Source organism: Pseudomonas uvaldensis (genome assembly GCF_021271205.1).
GTDB classification, from domain to species: Bacteria; Pseudomonadota; Gammaproteobacteria; order Pseudomonadales; family Pseudomonadaceae; genus Aquipseudomonas; species Aquipseudomonas uvaldensis.
Map to the genome: position 1 here is coordinate 439,332 of NZ_JAIWKS010000006.1, position 19,914 is coordinate 459,245.

At 62.2% G+C, this 19,914-nt stretch carries 22 protein-coding genes; 9 read left to right on the forward strand and 13 right to left on the reverse strand.

Annotated features, from left to right (window positions below; translation table 11 throughout):
- Positions 1-98: 98 nt before the first annotated feature.
- Complete coding sequence (locus LCU97_RS16765; RefSeq protein WP_232777219.1) at positions 99-2,174, forward strand: AsmA family protein; 2,076 nt, start codon at positions 99-101, stop codon at positions 2,172-2,174.
- A gap of 110 nt (positions 2,175-2,284) precedes the next feature.
- Here LCU97_RS16765 and LCU97_RS16770 read toward each other — a convergent pair whose 3' ends face one another.
- On the reverse strand, positions 2,285-2,815 hold the full coding sequence (locus LCU97_RS16770; RefSeq protein WP_053155577.1) for a ferritin-like domain-containing protein: 531 nt from the start codon (positions 2,813-2,815) through the stop codon (positions 2,285-2,287).
- Positions 2,816-2,903: 88 nt separating this feature from the next.
- The gene (locus LCU97_RS16775) at positions 2,904-3,827 is read right to left on the reverse strand and encodes a LysR substrate-binding domain-containing protein (RefSeq protein WP_232777220.1); all 924 of its coding nucleotides are present in this window, start codon (positions 3,825-3,827) and stop codon (positions 2,904-2,906) included.
- 136 nt (positions 3,828-3,963) lie between these two features.
- Between LCU97_RS16775 and LCU97_RS16780 the strand changes: the two genes are divergently transcribed.
- The 6 genes from LCU97_RS16780 to LCU97_RS16805 all read left to right on the forward strand — a co-directional run bounded on the left by LCU97_RS16780 (position 3,964) and on the right by LCU97_RS16805 (position 7,979).
- Positions 3,964-4,602 (forward strand): FMN-dependent NADH-azoreductase, encoded by a 639-nt coding sequence (locus LCU97_RS16780; protein ID WP_232777221.1) that lies wholly within the window; start codon positions 3,964-3,966, stop codon positions 4,600-4,602.
- The gene (locus tag LCU97_RS16785) at positions 4,602-4,907 is read left to right on the forward strand and encodes a DMT family transporter (RefSeq protein ID WP_053155571.1); all 306 of its coding nucleotides are present in this window, start codon (positions 4,602-4,604) and stop codon (positions 4,905-4,907) included. The genes LCU97_RS16780 and LCU97_RS16785 overlap by 1 nt, the downstream gene beginning before the upstream one ends.
- Positions 4,908-4,976: 69 nt before the next feature.
- Positions 4,977-5,867: an esterase/lipase family protein gene (locus tag LCU97_RS16790; protein ID WP_053155570.1), complete on the forward strand. Its 891-nt coding sequence runs from the start codon at positions 4,977-4,979 to the stop codon at positions 5,865-5,867.
- Between the two features lie 97 nt (positions 5,868-5,964).
- Positions 5,965-6,300 (forward strand): PsiF family protein, encoded by a 336-nt coding sequence (locus tag LCU97_RS16795; protein ID WP_053155568.1) that lies wholly within the window; start codon positions 5,965-5,967, stop codon positions 6,298-6,300.
- Between the two features lie 214 nt (positions 6,301-6,514).
- Positions 6,515-7,528 (forward strand): AI-2E family transporter, encoded by a 1,014-nt coding sequence (locus LCU97_RS16800; RefSeq protein ID WP_232777222.1) that lies wholly within the window; start codon positions 6,515-6,517, stop codon positions 7,526-7,528.
- Positions 7,529-7,643: 115 nt separating this feature from the next.
- The gene (locus LCU97_RS16805) at positions 7,644-7,979 is read left to right on the forward strand and encodes a thioredoxin family protein (RefSeq protein WP_232777224.1); all 336 of its coding nucleotides are present in this window, start codon (positions 7,644-7,646) and stop codon (positions 7,977-7,979) included.
- A gap of 46 nt (positions 7,980-8,025) precedes the next feature.
- On the opposite strand, the gene LCU97_RS16810 is transcribed toward LCU97_RS16805, so the two are convergent.
- On the reverse strand, positions 8,026-9,291 hold the full coding sequence (locus LCU97_RS16810; protein WP_232777225.1) for an Hsp70 family protein: 1,266 nt from the start codon (positions 9,289-9,291) through the stop codon (positions 8,026-8,028).
- Positions 9,292-9,588: 297 nt separating this feature from the next.
- Here LCU97_RS16810 and LCU97_RS16815 point away from each other — a divergent pair, with 297 nt between their 5' ends.
- Together LCU97_RS16815 and LCU97_RS16820 are read left to right on the forward strand one after the other, a co-directional pair.
- A complete protein-coding gene (locus LCU97_RS16815) occupies positions 9,589-10,527 on the forward strand; it encodes a DnaJ C-terminal domain-containing protein (RefSeq protein WP_053155562.1) in 939 nt (312 codons plus the stop codon).
- A gap of 48 nt (positions 10,528-10,575) precedes the next feature.
- A complete protein-coding gene (locus tag LCU97_RS16820; RefSeq protein WP_053155560.1) occupies positions 10,576-10,875 on the forward strand; it encodes a chaperone modulator CbpM in 300 nt (99 codons plus the stop codon).
- Between the two features lie 172 nt (positions 10,876-11,047).
- Here the strand turns inward: LCU97_RS16820 and ureC are convergent, their stop codons facing one another.
- From ureC to urtB, 10 genes are all read right to left on the reverse strand, one after another.
- On the reverse strand, positions 11,048-12,748 hold the full coding sequence (ureC, locus tag LCU97_RS16825) for an urease subunit alpha (RefSeq protein ID WP_232777228.1): 1,701 nt from the start codon (positions 12,746-12,748) through the stop codon (positions 11,048-11,050).
- 194 nt (positions 12,749-12,942) lie between these two features.
- Positions 12,943-13,248, reverse strand: a complete 306-nt coding sequence (locus tag LCU97_RS16830; RefSeq protein WP_053155556.1) for an urease subunit beta — start codon at positions 13,246-13,248, stop codon at positions 12,943-12,945.
- Positions 13,245-13,778: a GNAT family N-acetyltransferase gene (locus tag LCU97_RS16835; RefSeq protein WP_232777229.1), complete on the reverse strand. Its 534-nt coding sequence runs from the start codon at positions 13,776-13,778 to the stop codon at positions 13,245-13,247. The genes LCU97_RS16830 and LCU97_RS16835 overlap by 4 nt, the downstream gene beginning before the upstream one ends.
- 6 nt (positions 13,779-13,784) lie before the next feature.
- The gene (locus LCU97_RS16840) at positions 13,785-14,318 is read right to left on the reverse strand and encodes a GNAT family N-acetyltransferase (protein ID WP_232777232.1); all 534 of its coding nucleotides are present in this window, start codon (positions 14,316-14,318) and stop codon (positions 13,785-13,787) included.
- Positions 14,319-14,327: 9 nt separating this feature from the next.
- Positions 14,328-14,630 (reverse strand): urease subunit gamma, encoded by a 303-nt coding sequence (locus LCU97_RS16845; protein ID WP_053155549.1) that lies wholly within the window; start codon positions 14,628-14,630, stop codon positions 14,328-14,330.
- 148 nt (positions 14,631-14,778) lie between these two features.
- Entirely contained in the window at positions 14,779-15,621 is an 843-nt protein-coding gene (locus tag LCU97_RS16850; protein WP_232777233.1) for an urease accessory protein UreD, read from the reverse strand.
- Between the two features lie 30 nt (positions 15,622-15,651).
- A complete protein-coding gene (gene urtE / locus LCU97_RS16855; RefSeq protein WP_053155544.1) occupies positions 15,652-16,350 on the reverse strand; it encodes an urea ABC transporter ATP-binding subunit UrtE in 699 nt (232 codons plus the stop codon).
- A 34-nt stretch (positions 16,351-16,384) separates the two neighbouring features.
- Entirely contained in the window at positions 16,385-17,254 is an 870-nt protein-coding gene (urtD, locus tag LCU97_RS16860; protein WP_053155542.1) for an urea ABC transporter ATP-binding protein UrtD, read from the reverse strand.
- Entirely contained in the window at positions 17,251-18,330 is a 1,080-nt protein-coding gene (urtC, locus tag LCU97_RS16865; RefSeq protein ID WP_053155540.1) for an urea ABC transporter permease subunit UrtC, read from the reverse strand. Before urtC ends, urtD begins: the two co-directional genes overlap by 4 nt.
- Positions 18,330-19,832, reverse strand: coding sequence for an urea ABC transporter permease subunit UrtB (urtB, locus tag LCU97_RS16870; RefSeq protein ID WP_053155538.1), 1,503 nt, complete (start codon positions 19,830-19,832; stop codon positions 18,330-18,332). Before urtB ends, urtC begins: the two co-directional genes overlap by 1 nt.
- Positions 19,833-19,914 lie beyond the last annotated feature (82 nt).

The window sequence follows — 19,914 nt, forward strand, 5'->3', positions numbered from 1 at the left end:
TGTCGGCCGTTTCGCCAGTCTCATCATTAACGAGCCGACTACAGGTTCGATTTTCCAAGCGTCGCGGTTCGGGCGCTGATTTGTCAGGAGCCTTGTGCATGACGCGCACTTCAAAAATCCTCGCCTGGACCTTTGCCAGTCTTCTCGCTCTGTTGGCGGTACTGGTACTGATCATCGCGTTCTTCGATTGGAACCGGATTAAGCCGCCCCTCAACGCCAAGGTTTCCGAGGAGCTGCATCGTCCCTTCGCCATCAACGGCAACCTGGCGGTGATCTGGCAGCGCGAGTCGCAAGAAGAAGGCTGGCGAGCGTGGGTGCCGTGGCCCCATGTGGTGGCCGAGGACTTGAGCCTGGGTAACCCCGACTGGTCGAAAACGCCGCAGATGGTCACCCTCAAACGCGTTGAGCTGCGTATCTCGCCCCTGGCCTTACTGGCGCGTCGAGTATCGATTCCCCGTATCGACCTGACCGGCCCCGACGCCAATCTGCAACGCCTGGCCGACGGGCGCGCCAACTGGACGTTCCAGTTCGACCCCAAGGATCCGGAGGCCGAGCCCTCCAACTGGGTCGTTGACATTGGCGCCATTGGCTTCGACAAGGGCCATGTCACGCTGGATGACCAGACCTTGAAAACCCGGCTCGACCTGCTGATCGATCCGCTGGGCAAGCCGATTCCCTTCAGCGATATCGTCGGTGACAAGACCGCCAAAAAAGCCCGGGACCAAGGTGCGACTCCGCAGGATTATGCGTTCGCCTTCAAGGTCGACGGGCAGTATCACGGCCAGGGGCTTACCGGCTCCGGCAAGGTCGGCGGCCTGCTGGCCCTGCAGGATGCATCGCGGCCCTTCCCCCTGCAGGCCCAGGCGAAGATCGCCGACACCCGCGTCGAACTGGCCGGCTCCCTGACCGATCCGATGAACCTCGGCGCTCTGGATTTGCGCCTGAAGCTGGCCGGCAACAGCCTGGCCCACTTGTACCCGTTGACCGGCGTGACCCTGCCGGACTCGCCACCTTATTCCACCGACGGGCACCTGATCGCCAAGCTCCACGAACCCGGCGGTGCGCTGTTTCGCTATCAAGCGTTCAACGGCAGGATCGGCGACAGCGATATCCATGGTGACCTGGCGTATGTCGCCAGCGACCCCCGACCGAAACTCAGTGGCACGTTGGTGTCCGACCAGTTGCTGTTCAGCGATCTGGCGCCCCTGATCGGCGCCGATTCCAACAGTGAGCAAAAGGCCCGTGGCGGTGCCAGCAAACAACCATCGGACAAGGTCTTGCCCGTCGAAGAGTTTCGCACCGAGCGCTGGAGCGCGATGGATGCCGACGTGGAGTTTACCGGTAAGCGCATCGTCCATAGCGCGCAGTTGCCATTCACTGATCTTTACACGCACTTGGTGCTCAACGACGGTCAATTGAGCCTCGAACCGTTGCGGTTCGGCGTGGCGGGCGGCCGGCTTGATGCGCAGATCCGTCTCAACGGCCACACCCAGCCTCTTGAGGGACGGGCAAAGCTGACGGCCAGGGGCTTCAAGCTCAAGCAACTGTTCCCCGGTTTCGAGCCGATGAAAACCAGCTTTGGCGAACTGAACGGCGATGCCGATATCGCCGGGCGCGGCAATTCGGTGGCGGCGCTGCTGGGCACTTCCAATGGCACGTTGAAGATGCTCATCAACGACGGTGCGATCAGCCGGGAGCTGATGGAGCTGGCGGGGTTGAACGTCGGCAATTACGTAATAGGAAAAATCTTCGGCGACAAGGAAGTGAAGATCAATTGCGCCGCGGCGGACTTCGACATCAAGACCGGTCTGGCGACGACTCGCCTGTTCGTGTTCGACACGGAAAACGCGATCATCTACATCGACGGCACGGCGAACATGGCCACCGAGCAACTGGACCTGACCATCACGCCGGAGTCCAAGGGCTGGCGGCTGATTTCCCTGCGCTCACCGTTGTACGTCCGGGGCAAATTCGCCAAGCCTTCCGCCGGCGTCAAGGCCGTGCCGCTGATGCTGCGCGGCGCCGGGATGGTCGCGCTGGGTGTCATTGCGGCGCCGGCGGCAGGACTGCTGGCATTGGTTGCGCCAAGCGGAGGCGAACCGAACCAGTGCGCACCGTTGCTGGAGCAGATGAAGGCCGGCAAGGCACCGGTGACGGTGAAGCCGACGCGTTGACCCTGGGATTGTGGTGATACGGATGACCTCTTCGCGAGCAAGCCCGCTCCCACATTGGAACGCGGATACATGTGGAAGCGGGCTTGTTCGCAAAAGGACCCGCACTGAGCTCAGAGATCGGCCAGGATATCGGCCATATCATCGGCGTGCTCTTCTTCCTGGGCGAGGATGTCTTCGAAGATGCGCCGGGTGGTGGGATCCTTTTCACCGATGTACTGAATAATTTCCCGATAGCTGTCGATGGCGATCCGCTCGGCCACCAGGTCTTCGTAGACCATTTCCTTGAGGGTGTTGCCCGCCACGTACTGGGCATGGGAGTACCGGGTCAACAGGTCGGGGTTGAACTCCGGCTCGCCGCCCAGTTGCACGATGCGTTCGGCCAGTTTGTCGGCGTGTTCGGCTTCCTGGTTGGCGTGTTCGAGGAATTCGCTGGCCGCCATGCTGGCTTTCAGGCCGGTGGCCATGAAGTAGTGGCGCTTGTAGCGCAGTACGCACACCAGCTCGGTGGCCAGTGCCTCGTTGAGCAGGCGCACGACTTCCTGTCGATCGGCGTTGTAGCCCTCGGTCACCGCGCCGTTCTGGACATTCTGCCGTGCCCGTTCGCGCAGGGTTGTCACATCGGATAGGTGCATGTCGCTCATCTCGTTCTCCTGGTGGCTGATCCGGTGGGAATGTCGCGCTCTGTGGCGCGATCTCTTGACGTGGGAGTCACGAGCGAGACAAAAAGTTTTATGAAAATGCCCGCATGGCCCTGGAGGGTTGTGCGCCGGACAGGCGGGCCTCTTCCTCCAGCCATTGAAAAAACGCCCGTACGGGCGGATGGCGTTCTCGGCCTGGCACGCATAACGCGCTGTAGCCGGCACCATCGACTTGGACATCGGGGCGATAACCCACCAGCAAGCCGCTGGCGACGCTTTCGGACACCAGGATGTTGCTGGCCAGTACCAGGCCCTGCCCGGCAATCGCCGCTTGCAGGGCATAGTGTTCCTCGTCGTATTCACGCATGCAGGGCTGTCGGGTGAGCCAGGTTTCCCCGGCCTGGGCGCACCAGGCATCCCAGCCGTGGGCGTACAGCTTGGAATTGTGCCAGCGCACGCTGATCAGTGTCGGGGTCTGTCGGGCCGCCAATGCCACCTGCGCGGGGGCGCCATACACGCCGAAGCTTTCGTCGAACAGGCACAGACCGTACAGGTTCGGGTAGTCATCGAGGCTATAGCGCACCACCAGGTCGACGCTGGCGTCCTGATGCAGGTCGATTACTTCGCAATGGGTGTCCAGGCGCACATTGATGTTCGGATGACGCGCATAGAACCGGCCCAGGCGCGGCACCAGCCAGAGGGCGGCAAACGCCGCGGTGGTGGAGAGCGTCAGGTGAGTGTTGCTGCGTTGCGGGCGCAAGGTTTCGACGCTTTGCGCCACCTCCAGCAGTGCGCCATGCAGACTGTGAAACAGCCGCTGTCCGCCATCGGTCAGCCGCACCTGTCGCGGCAGGCGTTCGAACAGTTGCACGCCGAGCCAGGTTTCCAGGGAACGGATCTGGTGGGAAATGGCCGTGGGCGTCACCGACAGCTCCTCCGCCGCAGCCTTGAAGCTGAGCAGGCGCGCGGCCGATTCGAAGCTGCGCAGGGCGTTGAGGGGCAAGTTGGCGAACATGGGTAATCTCCGCGTGAGCGTTGAGATGAGTTCAATTCATCCAGGTGAACTAACCCTCATTTGAGTGCGCGTGGCGATGAGCTTCAAGCTGCAAGCCACAAGCAGTCCCAGTGTAGTCTCAAACAAGGAGATTCAGATGAGTAAGGTTCTTGTGGTACACGGCAGTCCCCGTGGTGAACGCTCCCATTCCCGGCGTCTGGCCGAAACCTTCGTGTCGGCGTGGCAGACCGCCCATCCACACTGCCAGGTGACCCGCCGCGAGGTCGGACGCACGCTGATTTCCCCCGTCAACGAAGCTTTCATCGCGGCGGCGTTCTACCCCGAACCCCAGGCCCGACCATTGAGCATGCAGGCGGATCTGGCCCTGAGCGACGCGCTTGTCGCCGAATTGCAGGCCCACGACCGACTGGTGATCTCCGCCCCCATGCATAACTTCAGCGTGCCCAGCGGGGTGAAAGCGTGGATCGACCAGATCGTGCGGATCGGTCTGACGTTCAACCACAGCCTGGACAATGGCGTGTCGCATTACGAACCGCTGGTACGGGACAAGAAAGCCTTGATCGTGACCAGCCGTGGGGATTTCGGCTTCGGTCCCGGAGGGCCACTGGAGGCGATGAACCACGCCGACACGTTGCTGCGCACCGTCCTGGGCTTTATCGGCATCACTGATGTGACGGTGGTGGCCGCCGAAGGCGAAGAGGCGGCCGAGCGCAGCTTCGCTCAATCCTGCACCGAGGCCGAGCAGCGCCTGCTGGCGCTGGCGCGGACTTTCTGATGGCCTGGGTCTTCCTGCTGGTTGCCGCTGGGTTCGAAGTAGCCTTCGCCATGGGCATGAAGTACGCCGAAGGCTTCACCCGATTCTGGCCGTCGCTGATCACTGTGGTGGCAGCGGTGGGTGGGATCGGGTTCCTCACCCTGTCCATGCGCGAGCTGCCGGTGAGTGTCGCCTACCCGATCTGGACTGCCATCGGTTCGCTGGGTACGGTGTTCCTGGGGTTCATGTTGCTGGGAGAGAGCCTGACGCTGGTGAAAATCGTCTCGGTGGGGCTGATCGTTGCGGGGGTGAGCGGGCTGAAGTGAGGCGGGTGTCATAGACTGGTCATCATCGACGCCGATGCTGGCTCACCCCATCACAAGGATGTCCGCTCTATGCCGCAACAGTGTGCCACTCGCTACCCGCTGGTGCTGGTCCCGGGAATGCTCGGGTTCATTCGCCTGGTGTTGTACCCGTACTGGTACGGGATCGTCACGGCGCTGCGCCAACGGGGGGCCGTGGTGGTGGCGGTGAAGGTTTCGCCGCTGCACTCTTCCGAGGTGCGCGGCGAACAGTTGCTGGAGCAGATCGAGCAAATCCTGCGTCAGACCGGCGCGCAAAAGGTCAACCTGATCGGTCATAGCCAGGGCGCCCTTACGGCCCGGTACGCGGCGGCCCGGCGTCCGGACCTGGTGGCGTCGGTCACCTCGGTGGCCGGTCCCAATCATGGCTCGGAGCTGGCCGATTACCTGCAGATCCATTACCCACCCGAGCGTGCCAGCGGCCGGCTGCTCAGGGCCTTGCTGCGCTTGATCAATGCGTTGATGAGCCTGTTGGACACCGGTTATCGCGGGCCGAAGCTGCCGGTGGATGTCCGGGCCTCCCATGAATCCCTCACCACCGCCGGAGTAGCGCTGTTCAACCAGCGTTATCCACAGGGGCTGCCCGACACTTGGGGCGGGCAGGGGCCGGAAGAGGTCGATGGCGTGCGTTATTACTCGTGGTCCGGGACCCTTCAGCCTGGCAAGACCGACAAGGGGCGCAACCTGTTCGACGGCACGAATCGCAGCTGCCGGCTGTTCGCCCGCACCTTTGTGCGCGAGGCGGGGCAGTGCGATGGCATGGTCGGACGATTCAGTTCGCATTTGGGGACGGTGATTGGCGACGATTACCCGATGGACCACTTCGACATCGTCAACCAATCGCTGGGGTTGGTGGGCAAGGGGGCTGAGCCGATCCGCTTGTTTGTCGAGCATGCAGAGCGGTTGAAGGCGGCGGGGGTGTAGGCAGTCAGGACGAACCGATCTAAAGGAAGGTGTAAAAAGCTTTGTCTACACTGCAAAACATCGCCGTACCCTTCGGGTGACAATCAGGAGAAGCCCCATGAAACTTCCGCGTGTCCCTTTGCTGACGATCGGTTTGTTGCTGTGTTCCCAGGGCTTCGCCGCAACGGAGCAACAAACCAGGATGACCACCTGCAATGCCGACGCCACCGCCAAGGCGCTCAAGGGTGACGAGCGCAAGGCGTTCATGAGCAATTGCCTCAAGGCCAAGCCGCCAGAGGTGCAGGGAACACCTCAGGAGCGCATGAAGACCTGCAATGTCGACGCCACCGCCAAAGCACTCAAGGGCGATGAGCGCAAGGCGTTCATGAGCACTTGCCTCAGGACCAAACCGCCTGAAGTGCATGGCGGGACGGTTCATCAGCCCGAACAATAAGTAGCGCTTGAGCCTGCAAGGGGCTCATCGTGAGCAGGCTCCCACATTGGATTGGTGTGAACCGGTCCCTGTGCGAGCCCGCTCGCGCAGGGACCGCACAGACGCTGTAAAAACATCTGAACCGCGCCAAGGATCGGCCGATAGAATCTCTAGTGCTGTCCGCTGAAGGCTGGCAGACTGCCGATCCTTTCACACCGTTTTATCCCGAGGCTGTATGCCAACGTTTTCTCAGCGTCATGTGTTGTTGGTGATCAGTTGGGTGATCATTTTTGGTGGGTTGCTGCTGGTGTTGCCGTTGCGGCTGTTACCGAGTTTGCTGGCGGGATTGCTGGTGTTCGAGCTGGTCAACATGCTCACACCGCAGCTGCAGCGGTTGATCGAAGGCCGGCGTGCCCGCTGGCTCGCGGTGGCGTTGCTGGGCACGCTGGTGGTCAGTGTCCTGACGTTGATTTTTGCTGGTGCGATCAGCTTCCTGTTGCATGAAGCGGAAAATCCCGGTGCATCCCTGGACAAATTCATGGCGGTGGTCGACCGCGCCCGGGGGCAACTGCCGCCGTTCATCGACGCCTACCTGCCGGCCAGTGCCGCCGAGTTCCGGGTGGCGATTGGCGACTGGATGAGCAAGCACCTGAGCGACCTGCAACTGGTGGGCAAGGACGCAGCCCACATGTTCGTGACGTTGCTTATCGGCATGGTGCTGGGCGCCATCGTCGCCTTGCAGCGTGTTCCCGACCTGACCAAGCGCAAGCCCCTGGCGGCCGCGCTGTTCGATCGCCTGAACCTGCTGGTCAAGGCGTTTCGCAACATCGTCTTCGCCCAGATCAAGATTTCCCTGCTCAATACGTTCTTCACCGGGATTTTCCTGGCGGTGGTGCTGCCGCTGTTCGGGATCAAGCTGCCGCTGACCAAGACGCTGATCGTGATGACGTTCCTGCTGGGGCTGCTTCCGGTCATCGGCAACCTGATGTCCAACACCCTGATCACCATCGTTGGCCTGTCGCTGTCGATCTGGGTCGCGGTGGCGGCGCTGGGTTACCTGATCGTGATCCACAAGGTCGAGTACTTCCTCAACGCACGCATCGTTGGCGGGCAGATCAGCGCCAAATCCTGGGAACTGCTTATGGCGATGCTGGTGTTCGAGGCGGCGTTCGGCCTGCCGGGAGTAGTGGCGGGACCGATCTACTATGCGTACCTCAAGAGCGAGTTGAAGCAGCTGGGAATGGTTTGAAAACCTTGTCCGTTCGTCCGCACTGTCAGGTCCGACAGTAGATACGGAACAATGGAATTGTTTAGCTCCTCAAGGCGAAGAATTCACTTCGCAGCGCGTTTCAAGGGAGCTCAACATGACTTTGAAAACGGTAAACACGACGACTTTCGAAGCGCTGGTCTTGACGTCATCGTTGCCGGTCATCGTGCTGTTCGGCACGAAAGGCAAGAAAAGTTCCGACCAGATGACGGCCAGCCTGGAGACGGCCGCCCAGTCACATGTTAGCGAAATCACGTTTCTTGAAAAGGCCTTCGAAAAAGACGGCAGCATCGAGACGGACCCGCAATACGATGTTCAGTCCGCCCCTACCACCCTGTTTTTCAAAGATGGAAAACTGGAGCGGACCGTCGTCGGTTTTTACCTGTATGAGGGCGTTTTCAAGGCCTGGGTCGATGAACTTGCGCAAGCTTGAGGGGCAATGGGTCGCCTCGTACCTGTCACGAGGCGAGCCCTGGCGTTCAGCCGTACCGCTTCATCGCCTCGATGGCCAGCCCGCTGCCGATGCTGCCGAAAATATTGCCTTCCACATGCCGCGCCCGGGGCAGCATCGCCGCGACGCTGTTGCGCAGCGCCGGGATGCCGCTGGAACCACCGGTGAAGAATACGGTGTCGACCTGATCGATACCGACGTTGGCATCGCTCAACATTTGCGTGGCGCTCTCGCGTACCCGCTCCAGCAGGCCTTCGATGGCCGTCTCGAACAAGGCCCGGCTCAGGTCCACGCTCAGGCCCGGTTCGATCCGATCCAGTGATACGTGTCGCTGGTCGGCGTGGGTCAGCTGAATCTTGGTTTCTTCCACTTCCATCGCCAGCCAGTGTCCGGCGCGCTGCTCGATCAGCTTGAACAACCGGTCGATGCCGCCGGTATCCTCGATGTCATAGCGCATGCTGCCCAGGGCCAGGGTGGACTTCTGCGAATACACCGCGTTGATGGTGTGCCAGGTCGCCAGGTTCATGTGGTGGCTGGTGGGCATGTAAGCGCCGCTTTTCATGCGGCTGCCATAGCCGAACAACGGCATCAGACCGGCCAGGGACAACTGCTTGTCGAAATCGGTCCCGCCAATATGCACGCCGCCGGTGGCCAGGATGTCATCGTGACGGTTGTCGCGAGTACGACGCTCGGGCGACAGGCGCACCAGCGAAAAGTCCGACGTACCGCCGCCGATGTCGACGATCAGCACCAGCTCTTCTTTGTCGATGGTCGATTCATAGTCGAACGCTGCCGCGATGGGTTCGTACTGGAACGAGACTTCCTTGAAACCGATGGCGCGGGCAACGTCTGCCAGGGTGTTTTGCGCTTCCTGGTCGGCCAACTCGTCGTCGTCGACAAAGAACACCGGACGCCCCAGCACGACTTCATCGAACGCGCGACCGGCAGTGGCTTCGGCGCGCTTTTTCAATTGGCCGATGAACAGCCCCAGCAGATCCTTGAACGGCATCGCCGTGCCCAGCACGCTGGTGTCGTGCTTGATCAGCTTGGAGCCCAGCAGGCTCTTGAGCGAACGCATCAGCCGGCCTTCGTAACCTTCCAGGTATTCGTGCAGGGCCAGGCGGCCGTAAACCGGACGGCGTTCCTCCTGATTGAAAAAAACCACCGAAGGCAGGGTGATCTTGTCGTCCTCCAGCGCAATCAGCGTTTCCACGCCGGGGCGCAGCCAGCCGACGGTGGAGTTGGACGTGCCGAAGTCGATGCCGCAGGCACGGGCCGGGGATGCGTTTTTCATGTCTTTCAGGTTCCGGTCGAAAAAACGGCCGCGCAGTGTATGCCAGTACCGCCCGGATTCGAAGGCCGGTTGTCCGCTAATTCATGGGCCGCGACCTTGAAAGCCACGGTTTTGCCCCCACACTTGCAGGCATCAACCTGGCGGGCCACAGGGCGGATGCAAGAACCGCCGCCGGCTGCCGATAAACTTCTGATGCGCCGTCCGGTCACAACCTTGAGATCGGTCAAACCCGGTGTCCGGTCATCCGGGCATGCTGTGCGTGGCGGTGCGACATCGATAACGGATGGTGATGCTTAGATGGACTTCAAAGACTATTACAAGATTCTGGGTGTGGAGCCGACGGCTGACGACAGCACGATCAAGGCCGCCTATCGCAAACTGGCGCGCAAATACCACCCGGATGTCAGCAAGGAAAAGGACGCCGAGACCAAGTTCAAGGACGTTTCCGAAGCCTATGAAGCGCTGAAAAGCGCCGACAAGCGTGCCGAATACGACGACCTGCGCCGCTACGGCCAGCACGGCCAGCCGTTCCAGGGACCGCCGGGCTGGCAAAGCCGTGGCGGTTTCGGAGGCCAGGACGGCGGGGATTTTTCGGATTTTTTCAGTTCGATCTTCGGCAACCGCGGGTCGGGTTTCGGTGGCGGACAATCAGGTCGCAACGCCGGCCGTCGGGGGCAGGACGTGGAACTGGAATTACCGATTTTCCTGGAAGAGACCCTGTCCAACGAGTCGAAGAAGGTCAGCTACCACGTGCCCCAGCACAATGCGGCGGGGCAGCACGTCAGCAATACCAGTAAAAGTCTGAACGTGAAGATCCCCCTGGGGGTGACTGACGGCGAACGCATCCGCCTCAAGGGCCAGGGCGCGCCGGGTGTCGGTGGCGGCGCCAATGGCGACCTGTACCTGACCATTCGCTTCGCACCACACCCCAAGTTCGACGTCGAAGGCCAGGATCTGATCATCACGTTGCCGCTGGCGCCCTGGGAGTTGGCCCTGGGCACCGAAGTGGCCGTCCCGACCCTCACCGGCAAGATCAACCTCAAGGTGCCGGCCGGCAGCCAGAACGGCCAGCGCATGCGCGCCAAGGGCCACGGCTTGCGCAACAAGGCGGGCGAGCGGGGCTACCTGTTCGTGCAGCTCAAGGCTGTGATGCCCAAGACCAATGACGATTCGGTCAAGGCATTGTGGGCGGAGCTGGCGAAAAAAGCCGCGTTCGATCCGCGGGCGAATTTCTGATTGTTTGAAGGCTAGACTCGACAGTCAAGGCATTGGGAGAAGCAGACCATGAACAACCCGATCGTTGAACTGAACCTGACGGAATTCTGCGAGGCCGCCGCGCTGGCGGATGTCCATGTGATCGAGATCGTCGAGCACGGCATCCTCGAGCCCCACGGCAATGCCCCGGCGGAATGGCGTTTCACCGACTACGAACTGGTCCTGGCGCGGCGTGCGGCCAAGCTGCGGCAGGACCTGGACCTTGAATGGGAAGGCGTCGCCCTGGCGCTGGATCTGTTGGAAGAGGTGCAGCAGCTGCGTACCGAGAACCGCATGCTCAAGCAGCGGTTGGGGCGGTTGGTGGGCTGAATCAGGAGCAAAGCAGCTGCGGGATACCCGTGGGAGCAAAGCTTGCTCGCGATACCGGCGCCTCAAGGCTTGAAAACGGAGTTGAGCCCATCGCGGGCAAGCCATGCTCCCACAGGCCTTGCTCCCACAGGTATCGCACCCACAAGGCCTTCCCAGCAGGGCTGCACGTCAGTCAGAACAGAAAATACCGCTGCGCCATCGGCAGCACATCGGCCGGTTCACACCATAGCAGCACGCCGTCGGCCTTGACCTGATAGGTCTGCGGGTCGACGTCGATGGTCGGCAGGTAGTCGTTATGGATCAGGTCGGTCTTCTGCACGTCGCGGCAACCTTTGACCACGGCGATTTTCTTTTTCAAGCCCAGTTGTTCCGGCAGCCCCGCTTCGGCGGCGGCCTGGCTGATGAACGTCAGACTGGTGGCGTGGCGTGAACCGCCGAAGCTGGCGAACATCGGCCGGTAGTGCACCGGCTGCGGCGTCGGAATCGAGGCATTGGCGTCGCCCATCAGGCTGGCGGCAATCGCGCCACCCTTGAGGATCAGGGTCGGCTTGACGCCAAAAAACGCCGGGCGCCACAGCACCAGGTCGGCCCACTTGCCCACTTCGATGGAGCCTACTTCATGGCTGATGCCGTGGGTGATCGCCGGGTTGATGGTGTACTTGGCGATGTAGCGTTTGATGCGGAAATTGTCGTTGCCTTCGCCGTCACCGGGCAGGGCGCCGCGCTGTCTTTTCATTTTGTCGGCGGTCTGCCAGGTGCGGGTGATGACTTCGCCGACCCGGCCCATGGCCTGGCTGTCGGAGCTGATCATCGAAAACGCCCCGAGGTCGTGGAGGATGTCCTCGGCGGCGATGGTTTCGCGGCGGATGCGGCTTTCGGCGAACGCCACGTCTTCGGCAATGCTGGGATCCAGGTGGTGGCAGACCATCAACATGTCCAGGTGCTCGTCGATGGTGTTGCGGGTGAACGGGCGGGTCGGGTTGGTGGAGCTGGGCAGCACGTTGGCGAAGCCGCAGGCCTTGATGATATCCGGCGCGTGACCGCCGCCGGCGCCTTCGGTGTGGTAGGTATGGATGGTGCGGCCCTTGAATGCCCCCAGGGTGGTTTCCACGAAGCCGGATTCGTTGAGGGTGTCGGTATGGATCGCCACTTGCACATCGTACTGGTCGGCGACGCTCAGGCAGTTATCGATGGCCGCCGGGGTGGTGCCCCAGTCTTCGTGTAACTTCAGGCCAATGGCGCCGGCCTTGACGTGCTCGATCAACGGCTCTGGCAGGCTGGCATTGCCCTTGCCGGTGAGGCCGATGTTCATCGGGAAAGCATCGGCAGCCTGGAGCATGCGCGCCAGGTGCCAGGGACCCGAGGTACAGGTGGTGGCATTGGTCCCGGTGGCCGGGCCGGTGCCGCCGCCGATCATGGTAGTGACGCCGCTCATCAGCGCTTCTTCGATCTGCTGGGGGCAGATGAAATGGATGTGGGTGTCGATACCGCCGGCGGTGAGGATCATGCCTTCGCCGGCGATCACTTCGGTGCTGGCGCCGATGGCGATGGTCACGTGGGGCTGGATGTCCGGGTTGCCGGCCTTGCCGATGGCCGCGATGCGCCCGTCCTTGAGGCCGACATCAGCCTTGACGATGCCCCAATGGTCGATGATCAGTGCGTTGGTGATCAGGGTGTCGACGACTTCGGCGGCGAGCAACTGCCCCTGGCCCATGCCATCGCGAATCACCTTGCCGCCGCCGAACTTCACTTCTTCGCCATAGGTGGTGAAGTCCTTTTCCACTTCGATCCACAGCTCGGTGTCGGCCAGACGGACCTTGTCACCGACGGTGGGGCCGAACATATCGGCGTAGGCTTGTCTTGAGATCTTCATGTGCTTGCCTTGGAATTCAATGTCAATTTGTGAAGCTAAATCTGTGGGAGCACAGCTTGCTGGCGATGAACGATGACGCGGCCTGACAAGAGAGGGCGTCTCTTGTATCGCGATGGCAGCATCATTGCCCCAGGTCGAACCGCGCCAGCTTCATCGCGGGCAAGCCTTGCTCCCACAGGCCTTGCTCCTACAGGTTAAAGGTCACCCATCACCCGTCCGGCAAACCCAAACACCCGCCGCAACCCGGCCAGTTCGACCAGCTCGACTTCCCGGCTCTGGCCCGGTTCGAAGCGCACGGCTGTGCCAGCCGGGATGTTCAGGCGCATGCCGCGGCTGGCGGCGCGCTCGAAGGTGAGGGCGTCGTTGGTTTCGAAAAAGTGATAGTGCGAGCCGACCTGGATCGGCCGGTCGCCGCTGTTGGCAACGGTCAGTGTCAGGGTGCGGCGGCCAGCGTTCAGTTCGATGTCGCCGGGCTGGACCTGGTATTGGCCTGGAATCATTGTGGTTGCCCCAAGAGCTTGTAATAGATAGCGGTCGGGGTGTACGTCCCGTCCGGGCTTTGGCAGTAGTCGGGCAGTTCACCGACGCGGGTGTAGCCCATGGCGCGGTAGAACGCCTCGGCGTCGGAGCCGGCCTGGGTGTCGAGGTACAGCAGGCCGCGCTTGTGCTGGCGCGCGCCGAGTTCCAGGGCGCTCAGCAGTTGCTGGCCCAGGCCACGGCGACGGGCATCGCCGCGCACCAGCAGCTTTTGCACTTCGGCGCGGTTGAGGCCATTGGGTTTCTGGCACAGGGCGAGTTGGACACTGGCCTGCACTTGCTCATCCTTGACCACCACCCACAGCAACAGGCTGCCCTGGTTGAGGCCGGCCTGTACCTCATCGAAATGGGCGCGGGCCTGGGTCGCATCCAGGTCAGCCATGAAGCCGACGCTGGCGCCGTTGCCCACGGCGTCGAGCAACAGATCGATCAGGCCCTGGCGATAATGCGCAAAGCTTTCAGCGTGGACTCGGCGCAACTGGGCGGCGTTCATCGGGGTTCACTCCTTGTCGACGGCAGGCGCGGGCGCCCCTGGGTTGAGCATCAACTGCATGAAGGTCAGGTCGAGCCAGCGACCGAACTTGGTGCCCACCTGGGGCATCTGCCCGGTGGTGACGAAACCGGTCCGCTCGTGCAGGCGAATCGAGGCCGTGTTGCCACTTTCGATGGCGGCCACCATGACATGCTTGCCACAATCCCTGGCGCGCTCGATCAGCGTCGCCATCAACAAGGGTCCGAGGCCATTGCCTCGTTGGTCGCTGCGCACGTACACGGAGTGTTCGACGGTGTGGCGAAAGCCATCGAAGGGGCGCCAGTCGCCGAATGAAGCGTAGCCGAGTGTGTTTTCATCGGTATCGACCACCACCAGCACCGGATAGCCCTGGGATTGTCGGGCGTCGAACCAGGCCTGGCGATTAGCCAGGTCCACCGCCTGTTCGTTCCAGATGGCGGTGGTATTGAGCACCGCATCGTTGTAGATGTCGCGGATGGCCGGCAGATCGGCGAGGCGGGCGTCACGGACGAAGTAAGTCATGGCGTGCCCTCAGGCAATGGGCTGGTGGACGGTGACCAGTTTGGTGCCGTCGGGAAACGTCGCTTCGACCTGGATCTCCGGAATCATCTCCGGGATGCCTTCCATCACTTGCTCACGGGTCAGCAGTGTCGTGCCGTAATGCATCAGCTCGGCCACGGTCTGGCCGTCGCGGGCGCCTTCGAGCAAGGCTGCGGAAATGAAGGCCATGGCCTCCGGGTAATTGAGCTTCAGGCCACGGGCCAGCCGTCGTTCGGCAACGAGGCCGGCGGTGAAGATCAACAATTTGTCTTTTTCGCGTGGGGTCAGGTCCATGTGCAATCCATCAAAGGCAGATAAACATTTCGGGCTATGTACGGTTTCTTGTGGGAGCGGGCTTGCCCGCGAAGACGATGTGTCAATCGAATTAAATAGTGAACGACGTGAGTCCGCATTCGCGAGCAAGCCCGCTCCCACAAGGGATTCATGTGCTCCAGATTCTTGGGGGCAACGCCTCCCTACCGAGTAAGGCCGGGCGCAGATGCCGCCACAGTTCAATCAGCCACCCCCGCGCCAGCAACGCCTCGCTCGCCAGACACCGTGCTACCAGCAGGCCAGGCAACTGCGTCAGGTCACCGCGCACGGGGTGCCCTAGAGAGCGACACTGTTCCAGCAACTCGCTGCCAATTTCACCGGTTACAAGTAGCGTGGCGAATACCGGCTCACCGCCCAGTCCGATGGGGGAGTCGAGCAGGCCGTCGCCGCCGACAATGCGCTGGCGTTCGTGCCAGAGCAACTGTCCGTCGCGGCGAATGTCCAGCCGCGATTGGAAGTGCCCACGATCAAAGCGCTCGCCGCTGGCGGGGCGACCCAAGGCAACCATGTCCCAGTAGAACAAGCGCCCATCACCGTGCAGGTCGATGCTGGTGCTGAGTTCGGCCTGGGCCGCGCTGAACACGATGGTTTCCTGGGGCAGCCATTCCAGGGTCGCGCCGGGAGCTACGTTCAAGGTCAATTGCTGACAGGCAGGGCCGGCGGCGCGGTACCACTTGGCAGCGCCGGGACTGGTCAACTGCGCCCAGGCGCCAGGGCCTACGTTGGCGGAAATATCCAGGCGGTCACCGCCGGCGATCCCGCCCGGTGGATGGACAATGATGTGCTGGCAAACCTCGGGGCCTTCGGCGTACAAATGCTTCTGCACCCGCAACGGACCTTGGTGGCGGCGTTGTACCGGGCGCGTGCAATCGCCGAACCGGGCGTAGCCAAGTTCCAGCTCGGCGTGCCAGCTCGGCGTAAACAGGGGCGGCGAAGATAAAGGTAGATTCATGATTTCTGATGATTATCGGGACGCTCAAGACTAGATCGTAACCAGTCCGCGCACACCCTCGGCTTCCATATTTTCGCCACGTCCCTGTTGCACGATCTCGCCCCGGGACATCACCAGGTATTGATCGGCCAGCTCGGCGGCGAAATCGTAGAACTGCTCCACCAGCAAAATCGCCATGTCGCCCCGGGCTGCCAGTTTTTTGATGACGGCACCGATTTCCTTGATCACCGACGGCTGGATGCCTTCGGTGGGTTCGTCGAGGATCAGCAACCGTGGCCGGCTCGCCAGCGCCCGGCCAATCGCCAGTTGCTGTTGCTGGCCGCCGGACAGGTCACCGCCACGACGCTGTTTCATTTGCAGCAGCACCGGGAACAGCTCGTAGATGAACGCCGGCACTTCTTTGGCTTCGGAGCCGGGGAAGCGCGACAGGCCCATCAGCAGGTTTTCTTCCACCGTCAGCCGGCCGAAAATCTCCCGGCCCTGGGGCACGTAGGCGATGCCGGCGTGAACCCGCTGGTGGGGTTTGAAGGTGGTGATCGGCTTGCCCTCCCAGCTCACCGCACCTTCCCTGGCCGGCAACAGGCCCATCAGGCACTTGAGCAGGGTGGTCTTGCCCACGCCATTGCGCCCCAGCAGGCAAGTGACTTCACCGATCTTCGCGTCGAACGACAGGCCCCGCAGGATGTGGCTGCCGCCGTAGTATTGGTGCAGCTTGTCGACTTGCAGCATCTTCCAGATTCTCCTCAAACTCCTGTGGGAGCGATCAGCGACCGAGGTACACCTCGATCACTCGCTCATCGGCCTGCACCTGCGCCAGTGACCCCTCGGCCAGCACGCTGCCCTGGTGCAGCACGGTAACGTGATCGGCAATCGCGCCGACAAAACCCATGTCGTGTTCCACCACCATCAGCGAATGCTTGCCCGCCAGGGACTTGAACAGCTCGGCGGTGAAGTCGGTCTCGGCGTCGGTCATGCCCGCCACGGGTTCGTCGAGCAGCAACAGTTGCGGGTCCTGGACCAGCAGCATGCCGATCTCCAGGAATTGCTTCTGCCCGTGGGACAACAACCCGGCGGTTCGATTGGCCGATGGGGTGAGGCGGATGGTTTCCAGCACTTCATTGATGCGGTCGTGTTGCTCGCCCGTCAGTTTCGCCCGCAGGCTGGCCCACACCGACTTGTCGGTTTTCAGCGCCAACTCCAGATTCTCGAACACACTCAGGGCTTCGAATACCGTGGGTTTTTGGAACTTGCGGCCGATGCCGGCCTGGGCGATCTGCACTTCGCTCATGGCGGTCAGGTCCAGGGTTTCGCCGAACCAGGCCTTGCCGTGACTGGGTCGGGTCTTGCCGGTGATCACGTCCATCAGCGTGGTCTTGCCCGCGCCGTTGGGGCCGATGATGCAGCGCAGTTCGCCGACGCCAATGTACAGGTTCAGATTGTTCAGGGCCTTGAAGCCATCGAAGCTGACGCTGATGTCTTCCAGGGTCAGGATGGTGCCGTGGCGGGTGTTCAGGCCTTCGCCGGCAGCCTGACCAAGGCCGATGGCGTCGCGGCTGCTGCCGGCGTCCTTGTTGGGTTCCGGCGGATAGAAAGCCGGTTCGAGCATGAACTGAGCCGTGGGTGTGATCCTCATGATTCGCCCCTTTTCTTCAGCAATCCGATTACGCCCCTGGGCAGGTACAGCGTTACGACGATGAACAGCGCACCGAGGAAAAACAGCCAGTATTCAGGAAACGCCACGGTGAACCAGCTCTTCATGCCGTTCACCACCCCGGCGCCCAGCAGCGGGCCGATCAAGGTGCCGCGACCGCCAAGGGCCACCCACACGGCGGCTTCGATGGAGTTGGTCGGCGACATCTCACTGGGGTTGATGATGCCTACTTGCGGCACATACAGCGCGCCAGCCAGGCCACACAACACAGCGCTCAACACCCAGACGAACAGCTTGAACCCTCGCGGATCGTAGCCGCAGAACATCAGGCGGTTTTCCGCGTCGCGCAGGGCGGTCAGCACTCGGCCGAACTTGCTGCGGGCCAGGCGCCAGCCGATGAACAGGCTGGCCGCCAACAACAGCACGGTCAGCAGGAACAGCACGGCGCGAGTACCTGGCTCGGTGATACCGAAGCCCAGGATCGTGCGGAAGTTGGTGAAGCCGTTGTTGCCGCCGAAGCCGGTTTCGTTGCGAAAAAACAGCAGCATCCCGGCGAAGGTCAGGGCCTGGGTCATGATTGAGAAATACACGCCCTTGATCCGTGAACGAAAGGCGAAGAAGCCGAACACCAGCGCCAGCAAACCGGGGGCCAGCACCACCAGGCCCAGGGCCCAGAGGAAGCTGTCGGTGCCGGTCCAGTACCAGGGCAACTCGGTCCATGACAGAAAGGTCATGAATGCCGGCAATCCGTCGCCCGCGGCCTGGCGCATCAGGTACATGCCCATGGCGTAGCCGCCGAGGGCGAAGAACAGGCCATGACCCAGGGAAAGCAGACCGGCATAGCCCCAGACCAGGTCCAGCGCCAGGGCGACGATGGCGTAGCAGAGAATCTTGCCCACCAGCGTCAGCGTGTAGGCCGAGACATGCAGGACGCTGTCTGGCGGCAGCAGCGACAGCAGCGGCAGGCTCAGCAGCAAGACCAGGATCAGCGCACCGACGACGACGGTGACTTTGGGGCCGGCTTTTTGCGCGGCGGTGAGCATCAGGGGCTGGTTCATCAGTCGATTACCCGTCCTTTGAGGGCGAAGAGGCCTTGCGGACGCTTCTGGATGAACAGAATGATCAGCGCCAGGATCAGGATCTTGCCCAGCACCGCGCCGATCTGAGGTTCGAGGATTTTATTGGCGATGCCCAGGCCGAACGCGGCGGACACGCTACCGGCCAACTGACCGACGCCCCCCAGGACCACTACCAGGAACGAGTCGATGATGTAGCTCTGGCCCAGGTCCGGGCCGACGTTGCCGATCTGACTCAGGGCCACGCCGCCGAGCCCGGCGATGCCCGAGCCGAGGCCGAAGGCGAGCATGTCCACGCGACCGGTGGGCACGCCGCAGCAGGCGGCCATGTTGCGGTTCTGGGTCACGGCGCGGACGTTCAGGCCCAGGCGGGTCTTGTTCAGCAACAGCCAGGTCAGCCCTACGACGAACAGCGCGAAGGCGATGATGACGATGCGGTTGTACGGCAGCACCAGGTTTGGCAACACCTGGATCCCGCCCGACAACCAGGCCGGGTTGGCGACTTCGACGTTCTGCGCACCGAACACCAGACGCACCAATTGGATCAGCATCAGACTGATGCCCCAGGTGGCGAGCAGGGTTTCCAGCGGACGCCCATAGAGGTGACGAATCACCGTGCGCTCCAGAGCCATGCCAATGGCGGCGGTGATGAAAAACGCCACCGGCAGGGCGATCAGCGGGTAAAACTCGATGACGTTCGGGGCGAAGCGCTGGAACAGCATCTGCACGACATAAGCGCAGTAGGCGCCGAGCATCAGCATCTCGCCGTGAGCCATGTTGATCACCCCCAGCAAGCCGAAGGTGATCGCCAGGCCCAACGCCGCCAACAGCAGGATCGAACCCAGGGACATGCCACTGAAGGCTTGACCCAGCAGTTCGCCCACCAGGAGCTTGCGCTTGACCTGGCTGAGGCTGGTTTCGGCGGCGGTGCGTACGCCGGCATCGGTTTCGACGCCGGGTTCGAGCAGGCCTTCGAGGCGGGTACGAGCCAGCGGGTCGCCGGTTTCACCCAGCAGCCGGACGGCGTTCAGGCGCACGCTCGGGTTGGTATCCACCAGTTGCAGATTCGCCAGGGCCAGGCTCAGGGCGGCGTGCACATCTTCGTCCTGTTCACCGGCCAGTTGCCGGTCGAGGAAAGCCAGCTGTGCCGGACGGGCGCTTTTCTGCAACTGCTGCGCGGCGCCCAGGCGTACACGGGCATCGGCAGCCAGCAATTGATGGCTGGCCAGGGCGGTTTCGATCAGCCCTCGCAAGCGGTTGTTCAGGCGCAGGGTCTTGGGTTGGCCGTCGACGGTCAACTGGCCTTGTTGCAAGGCATTGACCAGCTCGACGCGCTCAGGCTCGGGCTGCGCCGCCCAGGTTTCCAGTAGTCTGGCCTGCTGGGTCGGGTTGGCGGCGACGAAATCCTCGGCGTCGCCGGCATAGGCGACCGCGGGTAATAGCAGCACCAGGGCGAGGATGATGCGGTACAGGGCAGTGGGCATATGTCAGGCCTTGCGCAGGGCTTTTTTGTGGGAGTGGGCTTGCTCGCGATGCGGTGTGTCAGGCGACTCAAATGTTGAACAT